Source organism: Chryseobacterium nepalense (genome assembly GCF_023195755.1).
In the GTDB taxonomy this organism is placed as follows: domain Bacteria; phylum Bacteroidota; class Bacteroidia; order Flavobacteriales; family Weeksellaceae; genus Chryseobacterium; species Chryseobacterium nepalense.
Window position 1 is genome coordinate 2612303 of the sequence record NZ_CP096203.1, and the last position, 22466, is coordinate 2634768.

Genomic DNA, 22466 nt, shown 5'->3' on the forward strand with positions numbered 1-22466 from the left:
CAGGATGATGAATAAAAAAGGCGTTTCGGCAGTTTCCGGAAACACATCTCCTGTAGTGGGAGAAAAATACACCTATCATATTGCAGGTTGGTATCCCGATACATTGGCTTTGGAAAGAGATCCCTCTCAGGTTACCTGGGAACTTTTCATAAAAAGGAGCAATGGGAAATTTGGTACCACGCATATTAAGAAAAAGGGAATCGGTGATTTCACATTTGGTGAAAAAGCGTTAGGACATACTTTCCGTTTAGAAGCTTATCTTTATAAACCTGAGGGAGGTGGATTGATCATCACGCCAAGGCGGGACAAAATACCGCGAATAAGTAAAGTAGAACTGTTTTATGTGGATGATTCCAGAGGCGATACGTTCAGCTTTATGGAGAAATTGCGGGCAAGAGCTTATACAGTGAATCTGTTTGATGAAGAAGTTGTTTTTACCCTTTGGGAGGATGATGCAAAGGGAGGCGGACATAACAAAAGCAATGCGCCCATTGCCACTCAAAAAACAAAAGTAGACCACAACGGCATTGCTGCTACTGAATTTCTCCTGTCGAAAGCTTTAACGCAAAAAGCCATGCAGGGCGAAACAGATCCCCAACAACTAGAATTTTATATAACAGTAGAATACTATTCCCATAAAAAACATGCCTCGGATAATGTGGAAATCAACAATCCATTTCTAAAGGGTTCAAAACCACAATTTAAAAAACCGCCAATATCTTCCGTTTCCAAAGCAAAAGGCTCACCGGCAGAACAAAAACCGAAATCTAAAAAAGAGGAAAGAGGGATTTTGGAAAATATTGATGATCAATTTCGGGAACTTTGGGATTGGAGCGAAAGTAAAGGAACGATAAAAAAAGACCAGCGGCCAACCATTCGGAAACCGGAGGGAAGAAGCCCGGTGGTGGTGAGTGAGGCTAAGCAGGAGAAGAAGGAAGACGATAAATGTCTATGTAAAGGGTACGATTTGGTTTGGGGAAATAAAATTGGTTGTAATGAACGGAAAAAAGTTGTAGAAGTAGCTAAAAACTTAGAAGTTGATCCTAACTGGTTAATGACCGTAATGGCATTAGAGACAGCAAAAACATTTAGTCCTGCTATAGATAACGGAATTGGTTATGTTGGGCTTATCCAATTTGGAAAAGATGCTGCTGAAACAGTTGGAACTACACAAGAAAGATTAGTTAAAATGTCTTTCATAGAACAAATGGATTACGTACATAAACATTTAATGCCAAAAAAAGAAAAATACAAAACTTTAACGGACTTATACTTAGCTGTTTTATACCCGAAAGCATGTGGGCATGGTTCAGAAAGAGATTATGTAGTTTTGCATGGAGCTGCATATCGAAATAATCCTTTATTTTTTAAAGAAAAAGGAGAATGGGAATATAAAATAATTGAGAAAAGTGGAAGAAAAATTAAGAAAAAAATTCCAACAGACCCCGATGGAAATACTTATGTTTGGGAAGTTACAATGGTGGCTCAACAGTTATATACAGAAGGCTTGTCTGTAAAAGAAAATAATTTTAGTTGTGGTAGTAGTCAAGAAGAAGAAAAAAATAATTCAATATGTCCTAAAGATTGTTCACAGTGCTTTGAATATGCAGATGTCTGGGAAAATCCTGAAATAAGTAGTGATAATGGGGGTAAAAATAACAATAGATATGGGAGAAGTAAACGAGGACATAAAGGAGTAGATATTTTAAGTGGTCCTGTATATAAAGCCGTTCATTCTTTAATGTGTGGAATCGTTGAAGCTGTAGTGACATCATTTAAAACAAATCAATATGGATATCTTAAATTGGGTAATGTTATAAATGTAAAGTCGAAAGATAAAAATGGAAAAACTATATATATACTATATTGCCATTTAGATAAAGTATATGTTAAAGTTGGAGATAAAATTCAGCATGGTCAAAAAATCGCATTATCCGGCTCTACAGGCAATGCTTCCTATTCTGGTCTTCCAAATGGAGTAAAAGGACATGGGATTGATAAAAAAAATTGGCATTGCCATATTGAAGCTTGTGCTGATGGTGCAAAAGCAGTTACTTTTTTAGGCAAAAATAGATTACAACCTGAGGATTATATGAAAACTAAATTTGACAATAATGGTAATGCAATTAAATAAAACTATATTTCTGATAATAGCAATGCTATTATTTTCTTGTAAAGGAGATGCTCAAAAAGGGAAAAATATCATCAAAGAAACTTCTATTAAAAACGAGCAAACAAAGAAAAACTCCAGTATAAATTTTTTTGATAAAAGATATTTTGGTGGATATGAACTTGCTATAGATGAATCTACTATTTCAGATCACCCTTTTTTTCGGTATTTAGCTTGTAAAGATTTGGGATATTTCAGTGTTCATTTTATTCCTAAGGAAAAAAAAATACTAAATTTTTGGATGAATGATTACTATAAAAATATAGATTTCAACAACTACAATTTCGGAAAGGATAAAAATAAAATAAGTACACTTCTAAAAAGCAATTTAGACAAATATTATATTTTTTCTTATTTTGTTTCCCCAGAATATCTAAACAGTAACGGAGAATGCACTATAGAAAATGTTTTTCTAAAAGAAAATTCTAAAGCGGAGATTTATTTATACGATAATAATTTGAATAAATGGAATTATCTAAAAAGAATAAATGGAATTATCTAAAAAGAATAAATGCTGTAACTATTTTACCGCCTTATGCAGATTATGAATTTTTCAAGGCAAATTTTCCGAACCTTTTCAAAGATGAAGCTGGTTCTTCTATTTCTAATTGGTATGGAAAATATTCATTGACACTTAATGAAAATAGTGAAGATTGGAGAAATATTCACGAGATAAAACTATCTATATCAGAAAACTCTATAATTTATTCAGCAGAAGGATTTCAATTATATGAGTTTTATAAATTATCATCAAAAGAAAATAATAATAATCTACAATTAGATTTTTCAGAAGCCCTTGATAATACAGAAAACGAAATACATTTAAAAAAAACAAAAGACTTTGGGGTAATTTTTTTCGACGGTAAAAAATATAAGTGGCTATGCCCATATATAGACGAAAATTTTAGTGAAGGAAAGGAAAAGACCTATATTTTGAAAAAGGAGAAATAATCAAGGTATTCTGGAAGCAATATAATTTTTATTGGAACAAGTGTAAGAAGAGCAAAACAGGAAAAAGTTTGTGAATGTGAAGCTAGAGTGAGAGCTGCGGATTTTACGTGTAGGGGAAGTACAAGAGAGTTAATTAATCTTTAGAATATAACAAAAAAACAAAAAAGAATCATATTGTTTATATTTCCCATGATTTTGAAAGTGGTTATACTAAATTATTTGGTGGTGGAAACTTTACGAATTCACCCCATAATAAAAATGTGGTAATCATCCACAAATAAAGTTTTATGTTATACAAAGAAGAATGGAGATAAAGTATATAGTTCTGCAGCAGGAGCTTATCAAGTAATGGGATATACATGGAGTGATGATGGTATGATTAGTAATAGAAAAACTTATAACATAAATTGCAATGTTTTGAAAATTGATTAATTTGATATTTCTGTATACAGATTGTAAATTCCAATATTCATTATCGAATTACTTAGTTATAAATTCAATTACTTATTCAGCAGTTTCAAGAATATTCCTACTCTGGTTGAAATATAGAAATCTTTTCCAAAGGGTTCAAAAGTACCCCCCCCTTAAGCTATATAGATACCTTAACCACCAAGCTGAATGCACGGATCTGGAAGTTGAGGTTTTGCAGTTTACTTTACCAAAGCCTTGTAGGGCGAAACAGATCCCCAAACAACTAAAATTTATGTAACAGTAGAATACTATTCCCATAAAAACATGCCACGGATAATGTAGAGGCCAAAATACTTTCCCGCAAACTTCGAAAATCCCACACTTCCCAATCTTTTTTCTATTTTTGTATAATTCCTTATGCTCATGAAAAAGATTATTCTTATTGAAGACGAAACAAGTGTGGTGTCCTTTATCAAAAAAGGACTTCAGGAAAGCGGGTATGAAGTTTCTGTAGCATTTGATGGGAAAACCGGCGTTCAGCTTGTACGGACCAATGATTTTGATCTCGTTATTCTGGATATCATGCTCCCGGAAATGAATGGGCTCGATGTCTGCAAAGAGATCAGAAAAACCAATCAGCATGTTCCAATCTTGTTTCTAACGGCACTCGGAACATCTGAAAATATTGTCCTTGGATTGGAAAGCGGCGGAGATGATTATCTCGTAAAACCATTTAAATTTATTGAATTGGTTGCCCGCGTAAAATCACTTTTAAGGAGAAGTACCAATGGAAATACCGCTGAAATTGAAGAGCCCGAAGCAGGTCAGGAACATGTTTATCAGTTTTCGGATCTAATCCTTAATGATTACACTAAAAAAGTAACAAGAAACGGAGAGGAGATTTCACTTACCTCAACAGAATACAAGCTGCTGCTTTATTTTCTTAATAATCCTGAGAAAGTAATTTCGAGAGCAGAAATTCTTGATGCGGTTTGGGGAGTCAATTACGAACTCGGAACAAACGTTGTTGATGTTTACGTCAATTATCTAAGAAAAAAACTGGATAGCCAAGAAGATAATAAACTCATCCATACCGTTATAGGAATGGGATATGTTTTAAAAAAAAACTAGCGGATGTTCAATAAAGTCATTACCAATCAGACCAAAACAATGGTGCTCCTCATGCTGGTTTTTACAGCTATTATTTTGCTGTTCAGTGGGTTGGTGTATTTTTCTATTGTTAATTTTTCTCATCAGCGATTTTACGAACTTTTAAAAATCCGCACCACCACCATCATTCAGGTAGAAAAAAGCAAAGATAATCTGGATCTTCCCGAAAACTATATTCTGAACGGTCTGAATGATGAAGAGCTTCCGATGGAAAGAGACTATGTTTTTGCGGTTCCCACAGATTCTAATTTTAATAAAATTTCACAGGAAATTCATATTCCGTCTTCTTTTTTCAAAAATATCGTCAGAAAAGGGGAAGCAAATTACAATGACAAAGAATTTTATTATATCGGACAGACTTTCCGGCATGATAATAAAAGCTATATTGCGATTGCTTCAGCAAAAAACCATTATGTGGTATATTACCTCGGATTCCTGAAGAGAACATTGATCACCTGTATTGTGCTTTCGTTGTTTTTCAGCATGATTTTTTCTTTTTATTTATCTAAAACATTGTTTAAACCGATCCTGAAAATTACAGGAAAGGTAAAGGAAATCAGTTCCGAAAACCTTCATCTTCGCTTGGAGCCGCAACCGGATAATAAAGAGCTGAACGAGCTGGTGGAAACATTCAATGATATGCTGAACCGTATCGAAACGTCTTTTGAAACCCAGAACCACCTCATCGGAAATGTTTCACATGAATTAAGGACGCCTCTCACTTCCATCATGGGTGAAGCAGATGTGGCGCTTTCGATTTCAAGAACCAATGCTGAGTATAAAGAAACACTCGGAATCATCCTTGATGAAGCCGAAAAACTGGATAAAAAAATTAATGCGCTTCTGATGATCGCACAAACAGGATTTGACGGTAAGATCCAGAAAATGGATAAAGTACGGATGGATCAGCTGCTCTGGGATGTTATCGAAACTTTACGGAGAATTGATGTAAGAAACAATATTTTTCTCGATATAAGCATGCTGCCCGATAATCCTAAAAAGTTAAAGGTTCAGGGGAACGAACAGCTGCTTCATCTTGCAGTTACCAATATTATCCAGAACGGATGTAAATATTCGAATTTCCAGCAGGTAAAAGTATCTCTGGGTGCTACTGATAATGATGTTTATATTATCGTTAAAGATAACGGAATCGGTATTCCGCAGAAAGAGATGAATAAAATCTATGATCCTTTTTTCAGAGCCTCCAATACAAAGAATTATGAAGGGTACGGAATAGGGCTTCCTTTAGCCAGAAACATCGTCAGAATGCATCATGGTGAATTGATTGTAAGTTCCTACGAAAACCAAGGAACAACCGTACAGCTGCGCTTCCCGAATTTTTACAGCACCTTGCAGGAAAATGAAAGGGAAAGCTGAGAGCCTTCTAATCATAAAAAAACCAATCTCATTAAGATTGGTTTTATTTTTTTATTTAAAGTTGAATTTTACGGTAAACATTACCTGGCTTGGCCTCAACTGTATTCTTGTGTAAGAAATACTTTGCGGATTGATATCGTAAGTTTCAAATACTTTTTTATTGGCTATATTCATCCACTTCAGTTCAAAATCAATTTTCTTTTTAGCCCATGTAAACTGGTAGGAAACATCAAAGAATCCGTTAGTATATTTTTGATCAAGAGCACTTGTATTCACCTGATCCCAATTAAATCCTATCGTATGATTCTCAATCGGATAGAAGAAAACACCTAAGTTGTGATTATATCCGCTTCTGGAGTTTTCATTATTCAGCTGAGGTGTATTACTTTTACTTACTTGTTTTGTCTTTGAGATATTAAAATTATAATCAATACTCATCCAGCTGAAGTAGGTATTGTTGAATTTAAATCCGTAAGACTGAGAATTATTTCTGCTGGTATAGGCAAACCCGTTCTGATAAGCGTCGGATTTCGAAGTATTGTTGCTGTAGCTTAATGAAGCATTTGTTTTAAATTTCGGGAAATATTTACCAACTTCAGTGCTGTATCCGTTATTCAGTACATGATTTTCCTGCTCTATGTATTGCATGATGGTATAACCCGAATTATTTCTTATCGGAGACGAAATAAGATTTCTTTTGGCATCCGAAAATCTGTAATTCACGTTAAAGAATAAGTTGTTCAGCGGATTTCTATATTCAATTCTTGTTCCTGCAGATTTTGTATTATTCTGAGGAATAGGGTTATTGGCAGCCATTGCGTTAATTCCGTTTGGAGAAGTCATCAGGAATCCGGAATAAGCGGTATTAACTTCACCAAAGTTATTATTGATATTGGCATTTACAGAAGCCTTCCAGAAAGATGCAAATGTATATTGTGCAAAAACATTGGGTTCAAAAGTTACTTTGTTTACGGTTTTCGATACCAATCTTAAAGGATCTTCAGCTTTAATATTATTGGAGTTTACCGGGAAGTTGGCATACACCATCCAGGAATCATTTTTATAATTCACCCCAACACTTCCGTAAGGAGTTGCAGTGGTATAAGTAAGGTCATTACTATATGCTGAAAGCGGAGTAGTATCAGAAGACGGAACCGTTATTATATTTGAAAGATCAGATACAAGATCTGTTGTTTTAAAATTGAATCCTATTTCCGGAGTAAACGTCCATCCTTTTGTAGAAAAGCCGATATTGGCAGAGTGGTTGGCTTCAAATGTTTTCAGTCTCAGGCTCTGTCTTACAACACCGTTTCCTGAAGGGGTAAAAAAGCCAGGTATTTCAAGATAGGATGCCGGCGAAACTTCAAGAGTCTGCCTGTCTGTCTGATAATTAATAAATGATAAAACATTTACCATTTTTTCTTTCCATGGAACAATCGTACTTAATGAATTCTGGAAAGATGTTGTAGGAGATTCAATAGCTTCCTCACCATGTCTGTTAGAATTCGTCAAAGAATTTGTTCTGTCTGCAATTCCTCTATCTGCATTCCAGAATTGTGAGAAGCTGGTGGTATTTTTAAAGAACCCTTTTTTAGCATTTTTCGTAAATATCAGCTCTCCTTTCGCTTTATCGGTATAAAAGTTATTAAATATATTTTGGGTAACAGTAGACGCAGGTTCATCTGTTGTGGCAAAATAATCTGTTCTGCTGTAAGATTCTCTTTCCACTGCATTATTCGTGTAGTTGGCATTGGCTTTCAGTTCCCATTCTTTTTTCTTGTCAATATTGGTAAGATAATTGGCAGACAAATAATGAACATTATTCATCAGATACCTTTTTACCGGAAGATTAGGCGTGCTTGCATTTTCCACATTCAGCCAGTCATTCTGGGAGGCATTAATTCTTCTTCCCTCAAACCTGTTTCCGAACGCAAGAATATTTCCTTCATTTTCCACCTGCTCTCCCATATTATTGGTCTTGTAGTTGACTACCCACTGGCTCTTCTGTCCGAAGAACATCGGCGTAAGCTTAACGTTCCAGAGCCACGGATCTCCAAAACCTGTTCCTACTTCGCCTCTTCCTGTCATGGTAACGGAATTTTTAAGTTTGATGTTGATCGCTGCCTGATCCGAAGGCACTTTATCCTGAAGGATTTTTACAGGCTGATGATTTTCAAGGACTTCAACTTTTTGTACGGCATCTTTCGGAAGCGAGTTGTTGATCGTTCCGTAGCCGCCTTCCATAAGGTCTTTTCCGTTAACGTAGAACTTATTGATGGCATTACCCTGATAAAGGATGGTTCCATCCGTATTCACTTCTATGCCCGGAATTTTTTTCATTACATCAGCAAGTGTTCTGTCGCTTTTACTGTCAAAGGCTTTAAGGTCATAGGAGATGGTATCACCTCTTGCCGTAATCATCCTTGTTTTTAGCTGCACTTCTTTGATTTCCGTAGCCTCGCCCTGCATTTTGAAGTTTGCAGTCTGATCGCTGTTGCTGATCTGCTTTGTTAACGGTCTTTGATTGAATGCCTTTACCTTCAGGTCTACATTAGACTCCGAAGAGGTGAAAGTTACTTTGTACTCTCCCTTGGAATTGGTAATTGCATAAGCAAGGATGGCATCTTTGCCCGGTTCTTCTATGGTAACACTGGCGCTGGGAATTGCCTGGCCGTCTTCATCCGTAATTTTTCCCGAAACAGTTTTCTGTGCGAAAGAAAGAACGGAGAAAAAAATCATGACGAATAAAGTAATTTTCAATTTCATAATTTACTATTTATGCTATTAGTTAGTCGTTAAAGCTTTTTGTTACACAATAAGAAAGATTGATATAAATGAGAAAGGTTAAAAAAACATTTATCACTACAAAATTAGTGATAATTTCTTTTGAATATGAATTTAATTGTGTTTCAGCAAGAAATTTTTGTTTTGCACTCATTTATTATATTAAAAACTGGAAATTGAATGGGAAGGATTAATTTTTTTTAAGAAAAAATTTAATTTAAAATAGGATTCTCGTTTTATGAGTTTATCAATAATTTGTTGTAATAGGAAATTATTTTTTAAATAAATGTTTTAATCATATTTTATTAACTTTTTATGAATTAGCTTTATCGGATAAAGTTTTTATATTAGCACTAGATGGATCTTTTTTGTTCATTATTGTGTTTTGATACCCTGTAAACTTTACAGGGTATTTCATTGTAAGAAAATTTTATTTAGAATAAATAGGTAAAAATGATTTGAATCATAGATTAAAAAAAGCTTAAATCTGTTAACATATATTTTTATTTAATAATTTTGTAACATTAAATTTTAAACAAATGGGAATCAATTTAAAGCCTATTGATATTGTAGATGACATTACAAGAGAAGAGTTCATTGAAAAATATCTTAAGCCCAGAAAACCTGTGGTGATTAAGAATATGGCGAGAAAGTGGCCTGCTTATCAAAAATGGACCATGGATTACATGAAGGAAGTAGTAGGAGATGTAGAGGTTCCGTTATATGACAGCAGCAAGGCTGATCCCGCCGCTCCCATTAACGCATCTGCCGCAAAAATGAAGTTTACAGATTATGTGGATCTTATCCAGAGAGAACCTACAGATCTCAGAATTTTCTTTTTCGATCCTATCAAGCACGCCAAAAAATTACTGGCAGATTATATTTCCCCTAAAGATCTGATGGGCGGTTTCCTGGACAAATATCCCTCCATGTTTTTCGGTGGAAAAGGATCTGTAACATTCCTTCACTATGATATCGATATGGCGCATATTTTCCATACCCATTTCAACGGAAGAAAACATATTCTTCTTTTTGATTACAAGTGGAAAGAAAGGCTTTATAAAATCCCTTATGCTACCTATGCACTTGAAGATTATGATATCGAAAATCCCGATTTTACAAAATTTCCTGCACTGGATGGAGTAGAAGGCATAGAATGTTTCCTTGAACATGGCGACACTTTGTTTATGCCAACCGGATGGTGGCACTGGATGAAGTATCTGGATGGAAGTTTCTCCATTTCCCTGAGAGCATGGGACAAATCCTGGGCTGTGAAAGCACATTCTTTGTGGAATCTTACGGTACAAAGGAAATTTGATGATGTGATGAAGAAAAACTTCAAGAAGAAATACATGGACTGGAAAGAGAAGGTGGCCGTTAAAAGAGCCGAAATCGCCTTGAAAAGAGGATTGCCCAAATAGACAACTTAAAAGAGACTGCCTTAATAGACAGTCTCTTATTTTTTATCTATTATTTAATATTTTATATATTGAGGATCAACAAAGTCGGTAAGCCAGACCTTATTTTCTGAAAGATAAAATAGAATTCCGTCTGCATGCATCTTTCCTGTCATGATGGTAAGAAGAACAGGCTTTCCGTGGCGCATTCCGACTTTTTCGGCTGTATCTTTGCTGCTGCTTAAATGCACATGCTGTCGGCTTCTTTTTTCAATACCTTTTTCTAAAATAGAATCCAAATTATTTTGCGCCGTTCCGTGGTATAGAAATTCCGGTGGCTGCTGAGGTTTCAATGCAAGATCAACAGCAATGGAATGTCCCTGGCTCGCTCTTATTTTAGTTTTATCCTCATTAAAAATAAAACGTTTCTTATCATTGGTTTCTACCACTTCATCAAGCTCATCAAGGGTAAAAAGGATATTGTTATTCGCGCATTTTTCCTGCAGTTCTTTTACATCTGCCCATCCATTTTCATCCAGGTTCAGGTTAATGATTCCAGGTTGATGTCTTAATACCAGACTTAGGAATTTGCTTATTTTTTTATTATGTTTTTCGTTCATTACTGTTATTTAATTTTTCTTCTAATTTTTCGCAGAGCTTTTCAATATCTTTCTTTCTTGCCAACATATCAACCCAATCTTTTGGAATATTTTCAAAACCGTAATAAATTCCGGCAATTCCACCGGTGATGGCTCCTGTGGTGTCGGTATCTTCGCCTAAATTAACGGCTTTTAAAACCGCTTCGGAATAATTTTCAGAATTAAGAAAACACCATAATGATGCTTCTAAACTATGGACGACATAACCACCTGAACTGATAGAATCTTCGGGAAATTTTGAAATATCATCTTTCAAAATTCTGTCAAAAAGTTGGATTTCTTTAGGGTTAAAGCCTTGAATTTCTTTAAGTTCCAAAGCTGTTTTCTGTGTATGGTGATAAGCTTCAGCCTTACTTTTTCCTTTGATTAATTCAATGGCAAAAATCACATAAACGAAACAGGCAAACACCGAACGAAAATGTCCGTGCGTGATTGAAGAAACTTCTTTTACCTTCTGATACAATTTTTCAATATTTTCTTCGTCTTTAAGATAGAAAGCCAAAGGGAGGGTTCTCATTAAAGAACCATTTCCATTATCTTCTTCAAAAATATTTCCCGAAAATTTTACGTTTTCTCCTTTTATTAACCTAGCAATGGAGTGCCTTGTTGTTCCCCCGATATCAAACAATCTTCCGTGAGCGGTCCAATGTCCGTATTTACCCACTTTACGAAGCTTTGTCCGATCTTTTCCAAATCATAACTTTTTGTAAGTTCATCTGCAATGCAAAGAGTTAATGAACTGTCGTCGCTCCATGTTCCTTTCGGTTGGTTCCATGATCCGAATTCCCGCATATTTTCAACGGGAAATCTTTTTAAAATTTCCCTACTAGTGAATTCCACCGGAACACCAAGCGCATCACCCACACAAACCCCGAAAATTCCCGCTTTTACCTTATTGTCCATCAGGCAAGATTTATCAATTTATCAAACAACAGTTTCATGCCCTGTGTTGCAGTCTCTTTCATCACAACAGCTCTTTGTCCGTACCCAAAACCGGTTTCATTAGGGTTAATCACTATTAAAAGGCAGGCATCTTTAATATCATGAATCAGCCCGGCTGCCGGATAAACCTGTAACGAAGTTCCGATGACCAGAAAAATATCAGATTCTCTAGCCATTTTTGTAGCTTCCCTCATCAGAGGGACATCTTCCCCGAACCAAACGATAAACGGCCGTAATTGTGCCCCGTCTTCCGCTTTATCACCAATATTAATGTCGCTTTTCTGTTCGGAGATTAGGGTTTTATCATTGCATGAGCAGGATTTAAATAACTCGCCGTGAAGATGTAAAATATTCGTGGAACCTGCTCTTTCGTGAAGGTCATCAATATTCTGAGTTATGATCTGAACATCGAAATATTGTTCCAGTTCTGCTAATAACCGGTGTGCTTCATTAGGCTCTACCTCATGAAGCTGCCGGCGTCTCTGGTTGTAAAATTCCAGGACTAATGCTCTGTCTTTTTGCCATCCTTCAGGACATGCTACATCTGTGATGCTATGATTTTCCCAGAGACCATCTCCGTCTCTGAAGGTTTTTATTCCGCTTTCGGCACTGATTCCGGCACCGGTTAATATGGTTAGTTTTTTCATTGGTTTTTTATTTTTAAACACAAAGCTCGCAAAGATTTTATTTACTGCTAATGGTTTAAGTTCGCAAAAGTGTTCTATTTAACAAAGCTTACAAAGACTTTAGTCTGTAATATTCTTTAACAATGTTCTATAAATTTCCTCATTTTCCTCATCAAAACAAACGAAGATTACTTCTTCCAGAATTTCTGATTTGAAATTTTTTACCTCCTCAGTTGCAATTTTGCCTGCGAGTTCCTTTGGAAATCTGTAAACTCCGGTACTGATGTTAGGAAAAGCAATGGTTTTTACACCAAGGCTTTCTGCTAATATCAAAGAATTTTTATAGCAATTTGCCAATAATTTTGAACATTTTTCCTCATCTCCATCCCAGACCGGGCCAACGGTATGAATGACATATTTTGCAGGAAGATTTCCCGCAGTGGTCACAAAAGCTTCACCGGTATTGCATTTACCCTGTTGGTTTCTGATCTGAATACATTCTTCTAAAATTTGTTTTCCTCCGGCACGATGAATGGCCCCGTCAACTCCGCCTCCGCCTAATAATGAAGAATTGGCAGCGTTTACGATAGCATCTGCTTCAATTTTGGTGATGTCGCCTTTTATTAATTCAATTTTCATGTTTTATTTATTGAGTTTGATTGCTCTTGTAATTTAAATATAAATAAGGTCTGCGAAGATCACTTTACACTAACTGCTTTTAAGTACGTCAATGTAAGCTAATTACATCTCATTATTCAGATCAGACACTTTCGATATTGTTTACAGTTCTTGTTTATTCTTAGTTCCTCTCTTACTTCCATTAATGCAAATCCCAGAAGATTTTCGCCATTCCATTGTGCCGGATTTTTAGCTTTAGGATCTGTTTCCAACATTCCGATTCCCCAAATGGTATCGTAAGGACTTGCTTCAACCAATATCTTATCCCCGGTTGAGAGCAGGAATTCTTTGAACGTTTCATTTTGTGAAAATTTTAGTAGATTTCCCTGCTTCACAATATGGTATTTATGTTCATCCCAGATTTCAGGATTAAAATTTCTGATTTTTCTTCCTAAACTTTTTGCCAGGTTTGGAGTTTCAGAGTTTAAAATCTTTTCTAAAATTTCAGTATCATTGAATAATTTTGCCTTTCCTGCCATCATGTAATGCTCGGCGGTTTTATATATAACCTCTTCTTCTCTGAATTGTAAAGGAAACCACTGACTAAAGCAAGCCTTGGTAATTTCATCTTTAACAGTATGCCCCCAAAAGAATAAAAATTCAAGATTTTCATTTTTGTTAAAACGATCGACAATGCTTTCTAATGTATAGGTCATGATTGCGTTATTATTACACAAATTTAGTAAAACGAAAGTTGAAGCTCCAAATTTATTTGTGTTTATTTTACGCTAAAAATATAAATATTTGATTTTCAATATGTAAATTTCATCAGAATATATTTTAATATAAAAAAGTAATTCGAATGATCAAGAGAACAGAAAAGAATAAGAGTAATATTTCCCGTAAAACAACAATTAATATAATGTAAAATACAAAATATGTTTTTAAATTAAAATATACCATTTGTTGATATTGATTATTAAAAAACAATTATCTTTGATCCAGATTCTGAAAACAATACCATGAAAAAAAGTATTTAACCAATTCCCTCAGAATTAATTGTTCAATTCTTATGAGTTGAGCTATTCCTAAGGAGAAAAATAAATGAAGCCCGGAACTGGAAAGGTTCCGGGCTTCTTAATCAAATCGATGTGCAAAGGTTGAATATCCTTATAAAAATTGATCTTTTTGGTTGTAGCTGATACTATATCAACTCAAAAAATCAATACCTAAGAAAGCAGCTTTTTAGCCATCTCGGAAATACTTTTTCCGTCGGATTTTCCGGCTAAGGATTTAGATGCTATTCCCATTACTTTTCCCAAATCTTTCATAGATTCGGCACCGGTTTCGGCGATAATGTTTTTCATTTCTGCTTCCAGCTCTTCTGCAGAAAGCTGTTTCGGAAGAAACTGCTCAATTATCTTCATCTGGGCTTCTTCTACTTCCGCAAGATCATTTCTTCCCTGTGCAGTAAACTGTTCTGAAGAATCTTTACGCTGCTTTACCATTCTCTGAAGAATGGCAATTTCCTGCTCTGCGGTAACTTCTGCTCCTCTGGCTTCTGTTTTAAGCAATAATATTTGAGATTTTACGGCACGAAGAGAATCCAAAGCAACTTTGTCTTTCGCTCTCATAGCCGTTTTTATCGCTTCATTTATGGTGTTTTCTAAACTCATTTTATTTTGGCATTTAGCTGCTGGCAATTAGCTGCTGGCTCTTAAACCTGACTTTAGAGCCATTTGCAAGAAGCCAATCGCCAGTAGCAATTAATCTACGTCTTTATTCAAAAATCTGTTTTCTCTGATCTGCATGTTTCCATTGTTTTCAGACAGATAAGTGTTGATATTCTGTTCTGAAGCATTGGTTCCTTCGATAGAGATATTCTTTCTTTTAAATGCCGGAACCGATTCAAACTCGCTGGAACTGTCGAAGCTCTGGTAACGAGAATTAAACTCTTTCAATTTATTTCTGCGTTCCATTACTCTTTCCTGATCAACTGTTTTATTCACGAAGGTGAATTCTTCTTCTGCGGGTTTAGGCGCCTGTGTTTCAGGTTGAGTTTCTGCAACAGGTTCTTCTTTCAGATGCTGAAAGAAATGCTCAACTTTCTGAAGAGGCTCTTCCGTAAGCTGGTTTACCTCGGTTGAAGAAGTAAATTCCGCTTTCGGCCCGAAATCAGATTTTGGATCCGTATTTTTTGATTCATTTACAAAAAAGCTGAACTCAACAGGTTTTTCTTCAGAATACGATCTGGCTGAAGCATTTCCTGCTTGCGGCTCCTCTTTTTTCTGATCAAAATCAAATTTGAAAGACTCTATTTCAAGATCATTCGGATCTTCCGGTTCTTCATCAAGAGAAAACAGGCTGAAAGACTCTTCTTCTTCGTTTCTCCAGTTGTGTTCCGGGGTATGAACCGTATCTTCCTCTCTGTCAGTGAATTTTATTTCAGTTCTGGCAGGTTCTTCTTCAATGATCATTTTTTTTTCAGAAGATGAACTGAAGAATGGAGCATCATTATCTTCGTCATCAAGTCTGAAAAGGCTTTTCCCTCCAAAATCGTAAGACTGCTCCGGTGCGTCTTCTCTTTCCTGTCTTGTTTTGAATGGAGATTCTTTCGGTGTATCAAAGCTGTCGTTCAGACTGATCTTGATTTTCTCTGTAGGCCCGGAAAATTTTTTATTATCATTTGAAAAACCTGTGGCGATTACAAGAACGCTTACAGAGTCACCCAATTCTTCATCAGAACCCACCCCGAAAATGATATCTGCGGTATTTCCGGCTTCTTTTTGAATATGATCCATAATTACCCCGATCTCATCCATTGTTACTTCTTCCACACCGCTTCGGATCAATAAAAGAACGTTTTTAGCGCCGGTAATTTTATTATCATTCAACAATGGTGAATCCAATGCTTTTTTAACGGCTTCTTCGGCTTTATTTTCACCTGAAGCAACTCCGGTAGACATCAATGCCGTTCCAGAGTTCTGAAGCACGGATTTAGCATCTCTAAAGTCAATATTTACATCAAAGTATCCGGTGATTACCTCGGCCATGCCTTTGGCTGCATTGGTCAATACCTCATCGGCTTTTGAGAATCCTTGTTTGAAGCCAAGATTTCCGAACTGCTGTCTGAGTTTATCATTATTGATAACAATAAGGGAATCTACATTATTTCTTAATTTATCAAGACCATTTTCCGCCTGCTCCAGTCTTCTTTTACCTTCAAAGCTGAAAGGAACGGTAACGATACCTACCGTAAGGATTCCCATATCTTTTGCCACTTTGGCAATTACGGGAGCAGCACCGGTACCTGTACCGCCACCCATTCCGGCAGTGATAAATACCATTTTTGTATTCTGGCCCATAGCCGCTTTGATATCCTCGATACTTTCGATAGCTGATTTTTCTCCTACTTCAGGATCGGCACCTGCTCCGAGTCCTTCTGTAATCGTTGTTCCCAGCTGCACTTTATTGGCAACCGGATTATTATCCAAAGTCTGGGCATCTGTATTGCAGATCACGAAGTCTACCCCGTGAATCCCTTTTTCGTACATGTGTTTCAGTGCGTTGTTTCCGCCACCTCCAACACCAATCACTTTTATTATTGATGAATTTCCTTTTGGCAAATCAAATGAAAACCCCTGTGTCCCTATATTTTCCATAACTATACTTTTATAATTGATAATTGATTGATGATCAATGACAAGGAAAAGATCATTATCGCTTATCATTTTATCATTTATATTTTATTCTACTTCTTCAAAGAATTTTTTTACTTTTTCCATGAGCGACTGCCCGAAAGTCAGTTTTGCTGCTCTTTTAGACTGCTGCTCGCTTACTGTATGCTCGGGTTGTGCAATTTCAGGCTGCTGTACGATGTTCTCCTGAGCCGTTTCTGCTGCGGGAGACTGTGTCTCGGTCTTTGTTTCGGCAGGCTGTTCAGGTTCCTGGAGTTCAGCATTCTGTTTTTTATCCCTGATCTTTAAACTTTCCATTAATAACCCGATGGAAGTTGCAAATTCAGGTCCTTTAAGATACTGATTTTTATCATTCGCTATGTATTCGTTAGCAAAACCGATTCTGCTGTCAAATCCTGTGGTATAGTTCGCCAGCTGACGCAGATGCTTAAGGTTGGACCCGCCTCCTGTAAGCACGATTCCTGCAATAAGTTTTTTCTTCTGTTCGAATGCTCCGTACGCTTTAAGTTCCGTATTCACCATTTCCAGGATTTCTTCTACTCTAGCATTAATGATTTGTGCCAAAGTTTTGAGTGAAATCTCTTTATCCGGTCTGCCGTGAAGCCCCGGAATGGTTACGTAGGTACTGTCTTTTTCAAGTTCAGGAACTGCTGAACCGAATTTTACTTTTAACTGTTCTGCATGCTTTTCGATGATAGAACAGCCTTCTTTAATATCTTCGGTAATTATTCCGCCACCGTAAGGAATTACACAGGTGTGACGAATAATATTGTCTTTAAAAATAGCGATGTCGGTAGTTCCGCCCCCGATGTCTACGATGGCTACTCCTGCTTCTTTTTCTTCTTTGGTTAATACGGCTTCTGAAGATGCCAATGGTTCCAGGGTAAGGGCTTCCATTTCGAGTCCCGCCTCGCGTACACATCGTGCAATGTTACGGATGCTTCCCATCTGTCCTACCACTACGTGGAAGTTGGCTTCCAGACGTTTTCCGTGCATACCGATCGGCTCTTGAATTTCTCCTTCGGAGTCTACTTTATATTCCTGGGGAAGTACATGGATTATTTCTTCACCGGGAAGCATGACCAGCTTCTTGACCTGATCTTTTAATGCTTCAATGTCATCATCTGTGATGAATTTGTCCGGATGTTCACGCATAATATAATCAGAGTGCTGCAGAGAACGGATGTGTTTTCCTGCAATCCCTACCGTTACTTTACGGATAGGAACTCCTGCGCTGGACTGTGCTTCAGACACAGCAGCTTTGATTGAATTAATGGTTTGTGAAATATTATTCACAATACCTTTGTGAACACCAAGACTCTTAGCCTTCCCTACACCGAGAACTTCTATTTTCCCGTGTGCATTCCTCCTTCCGACAATCGCGACGATTTTCGTCGTCCCGATGTCCAGACCTACTGAATACTCTTGATTTTCCATTGTTTATATCGATTTGATTTTTTATTCTATTTTAATTTTCGCCTTTGTTTTCGGCTTTGCTGCCGTAGATTTCTTCTCTGTTTTTTTTATTTCTTTTGGCTTGGTTACTGTTTTTGGTTTTAATGAAGAGGAAGTTGGTTGGTTAGTCTTTTTTATTTCTGCCGGTTTGGGCTTATCGTCGGCTTTCTTTACCGGAACTAATGAAGCTTTTGCCAGTTCTTTATTTCTTACATTCAGAATACTGTCATTTTCTTTAAAATAAGGATTTAAAGTGGTGACAATCTGGTTCTGATATTTTACCGATACCATTTTGTATTTTTCGGGATCCTGATAAACAAGATATTTTTCTACAAAGGTTTTAAAACCTTTTACTTTAAATTCAATATTGTCCAGATCTCCGATTTCTACTTTATAATTACCTTCGCTGGTGAGCAAATTGTAGTCGCCGTTATCTTTTGAAATGCCGATGAAATATTTCTTACTGAAATCATCTTTATCGATCTTTTCTACCAATTCCGCGAGTTTCCGGTATTCGTCCTTCTGTACATCTCCCGTTACCAGCATGCACGGATGAGAGTATGTTTTAGAAATGGGAAATTCTATTCCTTTTTCGTCTACATAAAAGTCACGTCCATTTTTATTAAGCCTGAAAACAGGAACCCTTTGCTTGATATCCAGGTTCAGTTTCCCGTTCAGATTAAGGTATACATTAGCGCTGTCTACAGCAGGAAGGGCATTGATCTTCTTTTCCAGGGCAGGAATATTAAGATCCCCCACTTTTCCGGAAGGGTTTTCTTTTTTTACAATTTCCCGGATATCTTTTTCATCAATAAAATAAACTGGTGTTTTCTCACTCATTTTTACAGAAATTTTATTGTCCGTAATCTTCTGTCCACTGAATTTCTTCAATGAGAAACTCAGCAGAAACCCTAGAATGATTACTGTAATGGCAATTTTTAATATTCTGTATTTATTTTTCATTTTTAAATTTTTTAACGCTAAGCTCGCAAGGCTTTTTTCTATTATTATTTGTTACTTTTTTGCTCGCAAGGGCGTTTCACTCAGCGAATGTTAGCTGAAAACATTATGCTTTTTATACTTTTATTATGGTATTTAAACCAAGCTTTATAATTTATTTACTACTCTTTTTACTCCGTTTTTAAATAAGCTAGAATGAAAATTTAAAATCATCCCCAATTTCATTTCTGTAATTCTTAAATAGTTAAGAAGCTGAAAGAAATGATACGTATTAATTTCCGGAGCAGCTTTTATTTCAATAATAACTTTATTCTCAATCACCAAATCCGTTCTGAATGCTTTCTCAATTAGCAAATCTTCATAATTGATACTGATATCTTTTTGACTCTCAATCCTAAGTCCACTATTTTTCAATTCGTAGATTAAGCATTGCTCATACACATTTTCATAGATTCCTATTCCAAGTTTTCGATGCACTTTCATCCCTGCATCAAAAACTACATTTGATATTTCATTTTCTGTCATCTTGTGTTTTTTATTCCTAAATGATATTTCCAGTTATCATTTGCTAAGTGAAACGCCCTTGCGAACGACTTTATAGGAGTTATATAAATTCCGTTGCGCTCGCTGCGTTTATTAAATTAATATTTACTCATCCACTCACAAACAGGATCATACAGCGTATCAATATTCCCTGCGCCTACGGTGAGAAGGATGTCAAATTCTTTTTCTTTTATTTTACTGAAAGCATCACTTAATGTTGAAACTTCCTTTTTATCTAAAGTCACTTTTTCAAGGAGCCAGTCTGAATTAATACCTTCAAAGTTTTCCTGAAGTTCTCTTGCCGGATAAATATCAAGCAGGATTAATTCATCGGCCTGACTCAGGCTTTCTGCAAAACCGTCAGCAAAATCTCTTGTTCTGCTGAACAGGTGCGGCTGGAAAACCAACAGCAGTTTCTTTTCCGGGTAAAAAGTTCTGATTGAGCTCATTACCGCATTGATTTCAGTCGGGTGGTGAGCGTAATCGTCAATGTAAATTTTACCGTTCTCATATCTGTGTTTGGTATATCTTCTTTTAATTCCTTTAAAATTGATAATTGCTTTTTTCAAAGTCTCAAAATCGACTCCCAGGTTATGAAGGATTGCCAATGCCACGGTTGCATTTTCCACATTATGGATTCCCGGAATTTCCCAGGCAAAATCTTTTACTGTTTCTTCCGGAGTATGAAAATCAAAATAGATTGTATCATTCTCCATACGCAGGTTATCAGAATAATAATCTGCTGTTTCATTTACGGCATAGGTGAGGTGTGGTCTTCCGATGTCAATCCCTTTTCTTACAAAAAGCTGTTTGTCGTCCGGAACCAATGCGGCAAACTGCCTGAATCCCTCTTCAATGGTGTTTTTGTCGCCATAAATATCCAGGTGATCTGCATCGGTGGAGGTGATCACTGCCCAATCTGGAGAGAGATTAAGAAAACTTCGGTCATATTCGTCTGCTTCTACCACAGAATATTGAGTCCCATTATACAGAAAGTTTGATTTGAAGTTCTCGGAAATTCCGCCCAAAAAGCAGGAGAACGGCAAATTCGCTTCTTTACATAAATGCGAAACCAAGGTAGAAGTTGTTGTTTTTCCATGAGTTCCTGCAACAGCGATACAGTCTGTATTTTCTGTAATTAATCCCAATACTTTTGCGCGTTTCAGAACTTCAAACTTATTATCGTTAAAATAATCCAGAATTTCTAAAACCTTAATGGCAGGTGTATAAATTACCAAAGTATCATCTTTCTGCAGTGAGGTAATTCTTTCGTCAATTATATCATCAAAAACAATATCAATTCCTTCGCTCATAAGGGACTGGGTAAGCTTGGTGTTGGTTTTGTCATAACCAGACACTTTTTTGCCCGAAGCATGGAAATACCGTGCCAGAGCACTCATCCCGATGCCTCCGATTCCCACGAAGTAAAAATTCTGATATGTTTCTAAATTGTTCATTTATTTAAAATTTCATTTTGTCATTCTGAGGAACGAAGAATCTCAACATTATAGATTCTTCATTTCACTGTGTTCCATTGAGAATGACAACCGTTTTTATTTACTTTATCACTTTAAAATCTCATCTACAATCTCTTTTGCTGCATTTGGCTTCGCAAAATATTTGAGATTGCCGGACATTTCTTTTCTTAAATTTTCATCATCACAGATCTCTGTGAGCGTCTTCCAAAACTGGTCTTTCATTTCGGAATCCTTTACCATTCTTGCAGCATTTTTCTCCACCAGATTCATCGCATTCTTGGTTTGATGATCTTCCGCTGCAAAAGGGAAGGGAACCAATAATACAGGCTTCTGCGCTACTGCCAATTCTGAAATGGCAATAGCTCCCGCTCTTGAAACAATAACATCCGCTGCAGAATATGCGGTTTCCATATCTTTGATGAATTCTTTTAACTGGATGGAAGCTGGAGGCTGGAGGCTGGAAGATAATTCGCTGTAGTCCAGTTTTCCGGTCTGCCAGATCAATTGGTAGCCTTTTTTCTTTAGGTTTTCCAGATTTTCTTTCCAGGCATTGTTTAATGTTCTTGAACCTAAAGATCCGCCGACAGATAAAATGGTCAGTTTATCTTTATCAAGTCCCATTTTCTCTTTTGCCTGAGCAGTATCCTGCATTCCGGAAACAATAGTTGAACGAATAGGATTACCCAGAAACTTTATTTTTTCGGACGGAAAGCCTTCTACTTTTGGATAAGCAGTAAACACTGCTTTCGCTTTTTTACTTAAAATTTTATTCGTTACACCTGCATGGGCATTCTGCTCCTGAATAAAAATCGGGATTCCCAATTTGCTTGCTTCATACAAAGCCGGTCCGCTTGCAAAACCGCCTGTTCCTATCGCGAAATCGGGAGCGAAACTTTTAATGATCTTTTTAGATTTAGATAAACTTTTTAAAATCTTAAAAGGCAGCCCTAAATTAGAGAGGATATTTCCCCGGTTGATTCCGGCAATATCAATGCCTTCTATTTTGTAGCCGGCCTGAGGAACTTTTTCCATTTCCATTTTGCCGTTGGCTCCAATGAACAAAAATTCTGCATCCGGAAATCTCTTTTTGATTTCGTCTGCAATAGCAATAGCCGGGAAGATGTGTCCTCCTGTTCCGCCTCCGGATAATAAAACGCGGATGGCTCGTGGCTTCTGGCTATTGAATGATTGATTGTCCATTTTTTATTTTATCTGTTTTAAATTTGA

20 protein-coding genes are annotated in these 22466 nt (G+C 36.5%); 6 read left to right on the plus strand and 14 right to left on the minus strand.

Annotation, left to right across the window (positions count from 1 at the left end):
* Positions 1 to 4 precede the first annotated feature (4 nt).
* The 5 genes from M0D58_RS11555 (at position 5) to M0D58_RS11575 (ending at position 6079) form a co-directional block, all read left to right on the plus strand.
* A complete protein-coding gene (locus tag M0D58_RS11555; protein WP_248389384.1) occupies positions 5 to 2134 on the plus strand; it encodes a M23 family metallopeptidase in 2130 nt (709 codons plus the stop codon).
* Complete coding sequence (locus tag M0D58_RS11560) at positions 2115 to 2672, plus strand: hypothetical protein (RefSeq protein WP_248389392.1); 558 nt, start codon at positions 2115 to 2117, stop codon at positions 2670 to 2672. Before M0D58_RS11555 ends, M0D58_RS11560 begins: the two co-directional genes overlap by 20 nt.
* Complete coding sequence (locus tag M0D58_RS11565) at positions 2636 to 3121, plus strand: hypothetical protein (protein ID WP_248389393.1); 486 nt, start codon at positions 2636 to 2638, stop codon at positions 3119 to 3121. Before M0D58_RS11560 ends, M0D58_RS11565 begins: the two co-directional genes overlap by 37 nt.
* 834 nt (positions 3122 to 3955) lie before the next feature.
* Positions 3956 to 4663 (plus strand): response regulator transcription factor, encoded by a 708-nt coding sequence (locus M0D58_RS11570; RefSeq protein ID WP_248389394.1) that lies wholly within the window; start codon positions 3956 to 3958, stop codon positions 4661 to 4663.
* Between the two features lie 3 nt (positions 4664 to 4666).
* Positions 4667 to 6079 (plus strand): sensor histidine kinase, encoded by a 1413-nt coding sequence (locus M0D58_RS11575; protein WP_248389395.1) that lies wholly within the window; start codon positions 4667 to 4669, stop codon positions 6077 to 6079.
* A 51-nt stretch (positions 6080 to 6130) separates the two neighbouring features.
* Here the strand turns inward: M0D58_RS11575 and M0D58_RS11580 are convergent, their stop codons facing one another.
* Positions 6131 to 8845 carry a carboxypeptidase-like regulatory domain-containing protein gene (locus M0D58_RS11580; protein WP_248389396.1) on the minus strand — a complete coding sequence of 905 codons (2715 nt, stop codon included), beginning with the start codon at positions 8843 to 8845 and terminating at the stop codon, positions 6131 to 6133.
* A gap of 557 nt (positions 8846 to 9402) precedes the next feature.
* Between M0D58_RS11580 and M0D58_RS11585 the strand changes: the two genes are divergently transcribed.
* Entirely contained in the window at positions 9403 to 10284 is an 882-nt protein-coding gene (locus M0D58_RS11585; protein WP_248389398.1) for a cupin-like domain-containing protein, read from the plus strand.
* Positions 10285 to 10337: 53 nt separating this feature from the next.
* On the opposite strand, the gene M0D58_RS11590 is transcribed toward M0D58_RS11585, so the two are convergent.
* The 13 genes from M0D58_RS11590 to murG all read right to left on the minus strand — a co-directional run bounded on the left by M0D58_RS11590 (position 10338) and on the right by murG (position 22439).
* Entirely contained in the window at positions 10338 to 10880 is a 543-nt protein-coding gene (locus M0D58_RS11590; RefSeq protein WP_248389400.1) for an RNA 2'-phosphotransferase, read from the minus strand.
* Positions 10864 to 11583 carry an ADP-ribosylglycohydrolase family protein gene (locus M0D58_RS11595; RefSeq protein WP_248389402.1) on the minus strand — a complete coding sequence of 240 codons (720 nt, stop codon included), beginning with the start codon at positions 11581 to 11583 and terminating at the stop codon, positions 10864 to 10866. Before M0D58_RS11595 ends, M0D58_RS11590 begins: the two co-directional genes overlap by 17 nt.
* Complete coding sequence (locus M0D58_RS11600; RefSeq protein ID WP_248389404.1) at positions 11502 to 11822, minus strand: ADP-ribosylglycohydrolase family protein; 321 nt, start codon at positions 11820 to 11822, stop codon at positions 11502 to 11504. The genes M0D58_RS11595 and M0D58_RS11600 overlap by 82 nt, the downstream gene beginning before the upstream one ends.
* Positions 11822 to 12508 (minus strand): SIR2 family NAD-dependent protein deacylase, encoded by a 687-nt coding sequence (locus tag M0D58_RS11605; protein ID WP_248389406.1) that lies wholly within the window; start codon positions 12506 to 12508, stop codon positions 11822 to 11824. The genes M0D58_RS11600 and M0D58_RS11605 overlap by 1 nt, the downstream gene beginning before the upstream one ends.
* Positions 12509 to 12607: 99 nt before the next feature.
* On the minus strand, positions 12608 to 13126 hold the full coding sequence (locus M0D58_RS11610) for an O-acetyl-ADP-ribose deacetylase (RefSeq protein ID WP_248389408.1): 519 nt from the start codon (positions 13124 to 13126) through the stop codon (positions 12608 to 12610).
* Positions 13127 to 13242: 116 nt separating this feature from the next.
* On the minus strand, positions 13243 to 13821 hold the full coding sequence (ybiA, locus tag M0D58_RS11615) for a riboflavin biosynthesis intermediates N-glycosidase (RefSeq protein WP_248389409.1): 579 nt from the start codon (positions 13819 to 13821) through the stop codon (positions 13243 to 13245).
* A gap of 513 nt (positions 13822 to 14334) precedes the next feature.
* Positions 14335 to 14781, minus strand: coding sequence for a GatB/YqeY domain-containing protein (locus M0D58_RS11620; protein WP_248389410.1), 447 nt, complete (start codon positions 14779 to 14781; stop codon positions 14335 to 14337).
* A 90-nt stretch (positions 14782 to 14871) separates the two neighbouring features.
* On the minus strand, positions 14872 to 16767 hold the full coding sequence (gene ftsZ / locus M0D58_RS11625; RefSeq protein WP_248389411.1) for a cell division protein FtsZ: 1896 nt from the start codon (positions 16765 to 16767) through the stop codon (positions 14872 to 14874).
* 84 nt (positions 16768 to 16851) lie between these two features.
* Positions 16852 to 18240 (minus strand): cell division protein FtsA, encoded by a 1389-nt coding sequence (gene ftsA / locus M0D58_RS11630; RefSeq protein ID WP_248389412.1) that lies wholly within the window; start codon positions 18238 to 18240, stop codon positions 16852 to 16854.
* 21 nt (positions 18241 to 18261) lie between these two features.
* Positions 18262 to 19221: a cell division protein FtsQ/DivIB gene (locus tag M0D58_RS11635; protein WP_248389413.1), complete on the minus strand. Its 960-nt coding sequence runs from the start codon at positions 19219 to 19221 to the stop codon at positions 18262 to 18264.
* 144 nt (positions 19222 to 19365) lie between these two features.
* Complete coding sequence (locus tag M0D58_RS11640) at positions 19366 to 19743, minus strand: GxxExxY protein (RefSeq protein WP_248389414.1); 378 nt, start codon at positions 19741 to 19743, stop codon at positions 19366 to 19368.
* A gap of 116 nt (positions 19744 to 19859) precedes the next feature.
* Positions 19860 to 21218, minus strand: coding sequence for a UDP-N-acetylmuramate--L-alanine ligase (murC, locus tag M0D58_RS11645; RefSeq protein WP_248389416.1), 1359 nt, complete (start codon positions 21216 to 21218; stop codon positions 19860 to 19862).
* A 108-nt stretch (positions 21219 to 21326) separates the two neighbouring features.
* Positions 21327 to 22439: an undecaprenyldiphospho-muramoylpentapeptide beta-N-acetylglucosaminyltransferase gene (gene murG, locus M0D58_RS11650; protein WP_248389418.1), complete on the minus strand. Its 1113-nt coding sequence runs from the start codon at positions 22437 to 22439 to the stop codon at positions 21327 to 21329.
* Between the last annotated feature and the right edge of the window lie 27 nt (positions 22440 to 22466).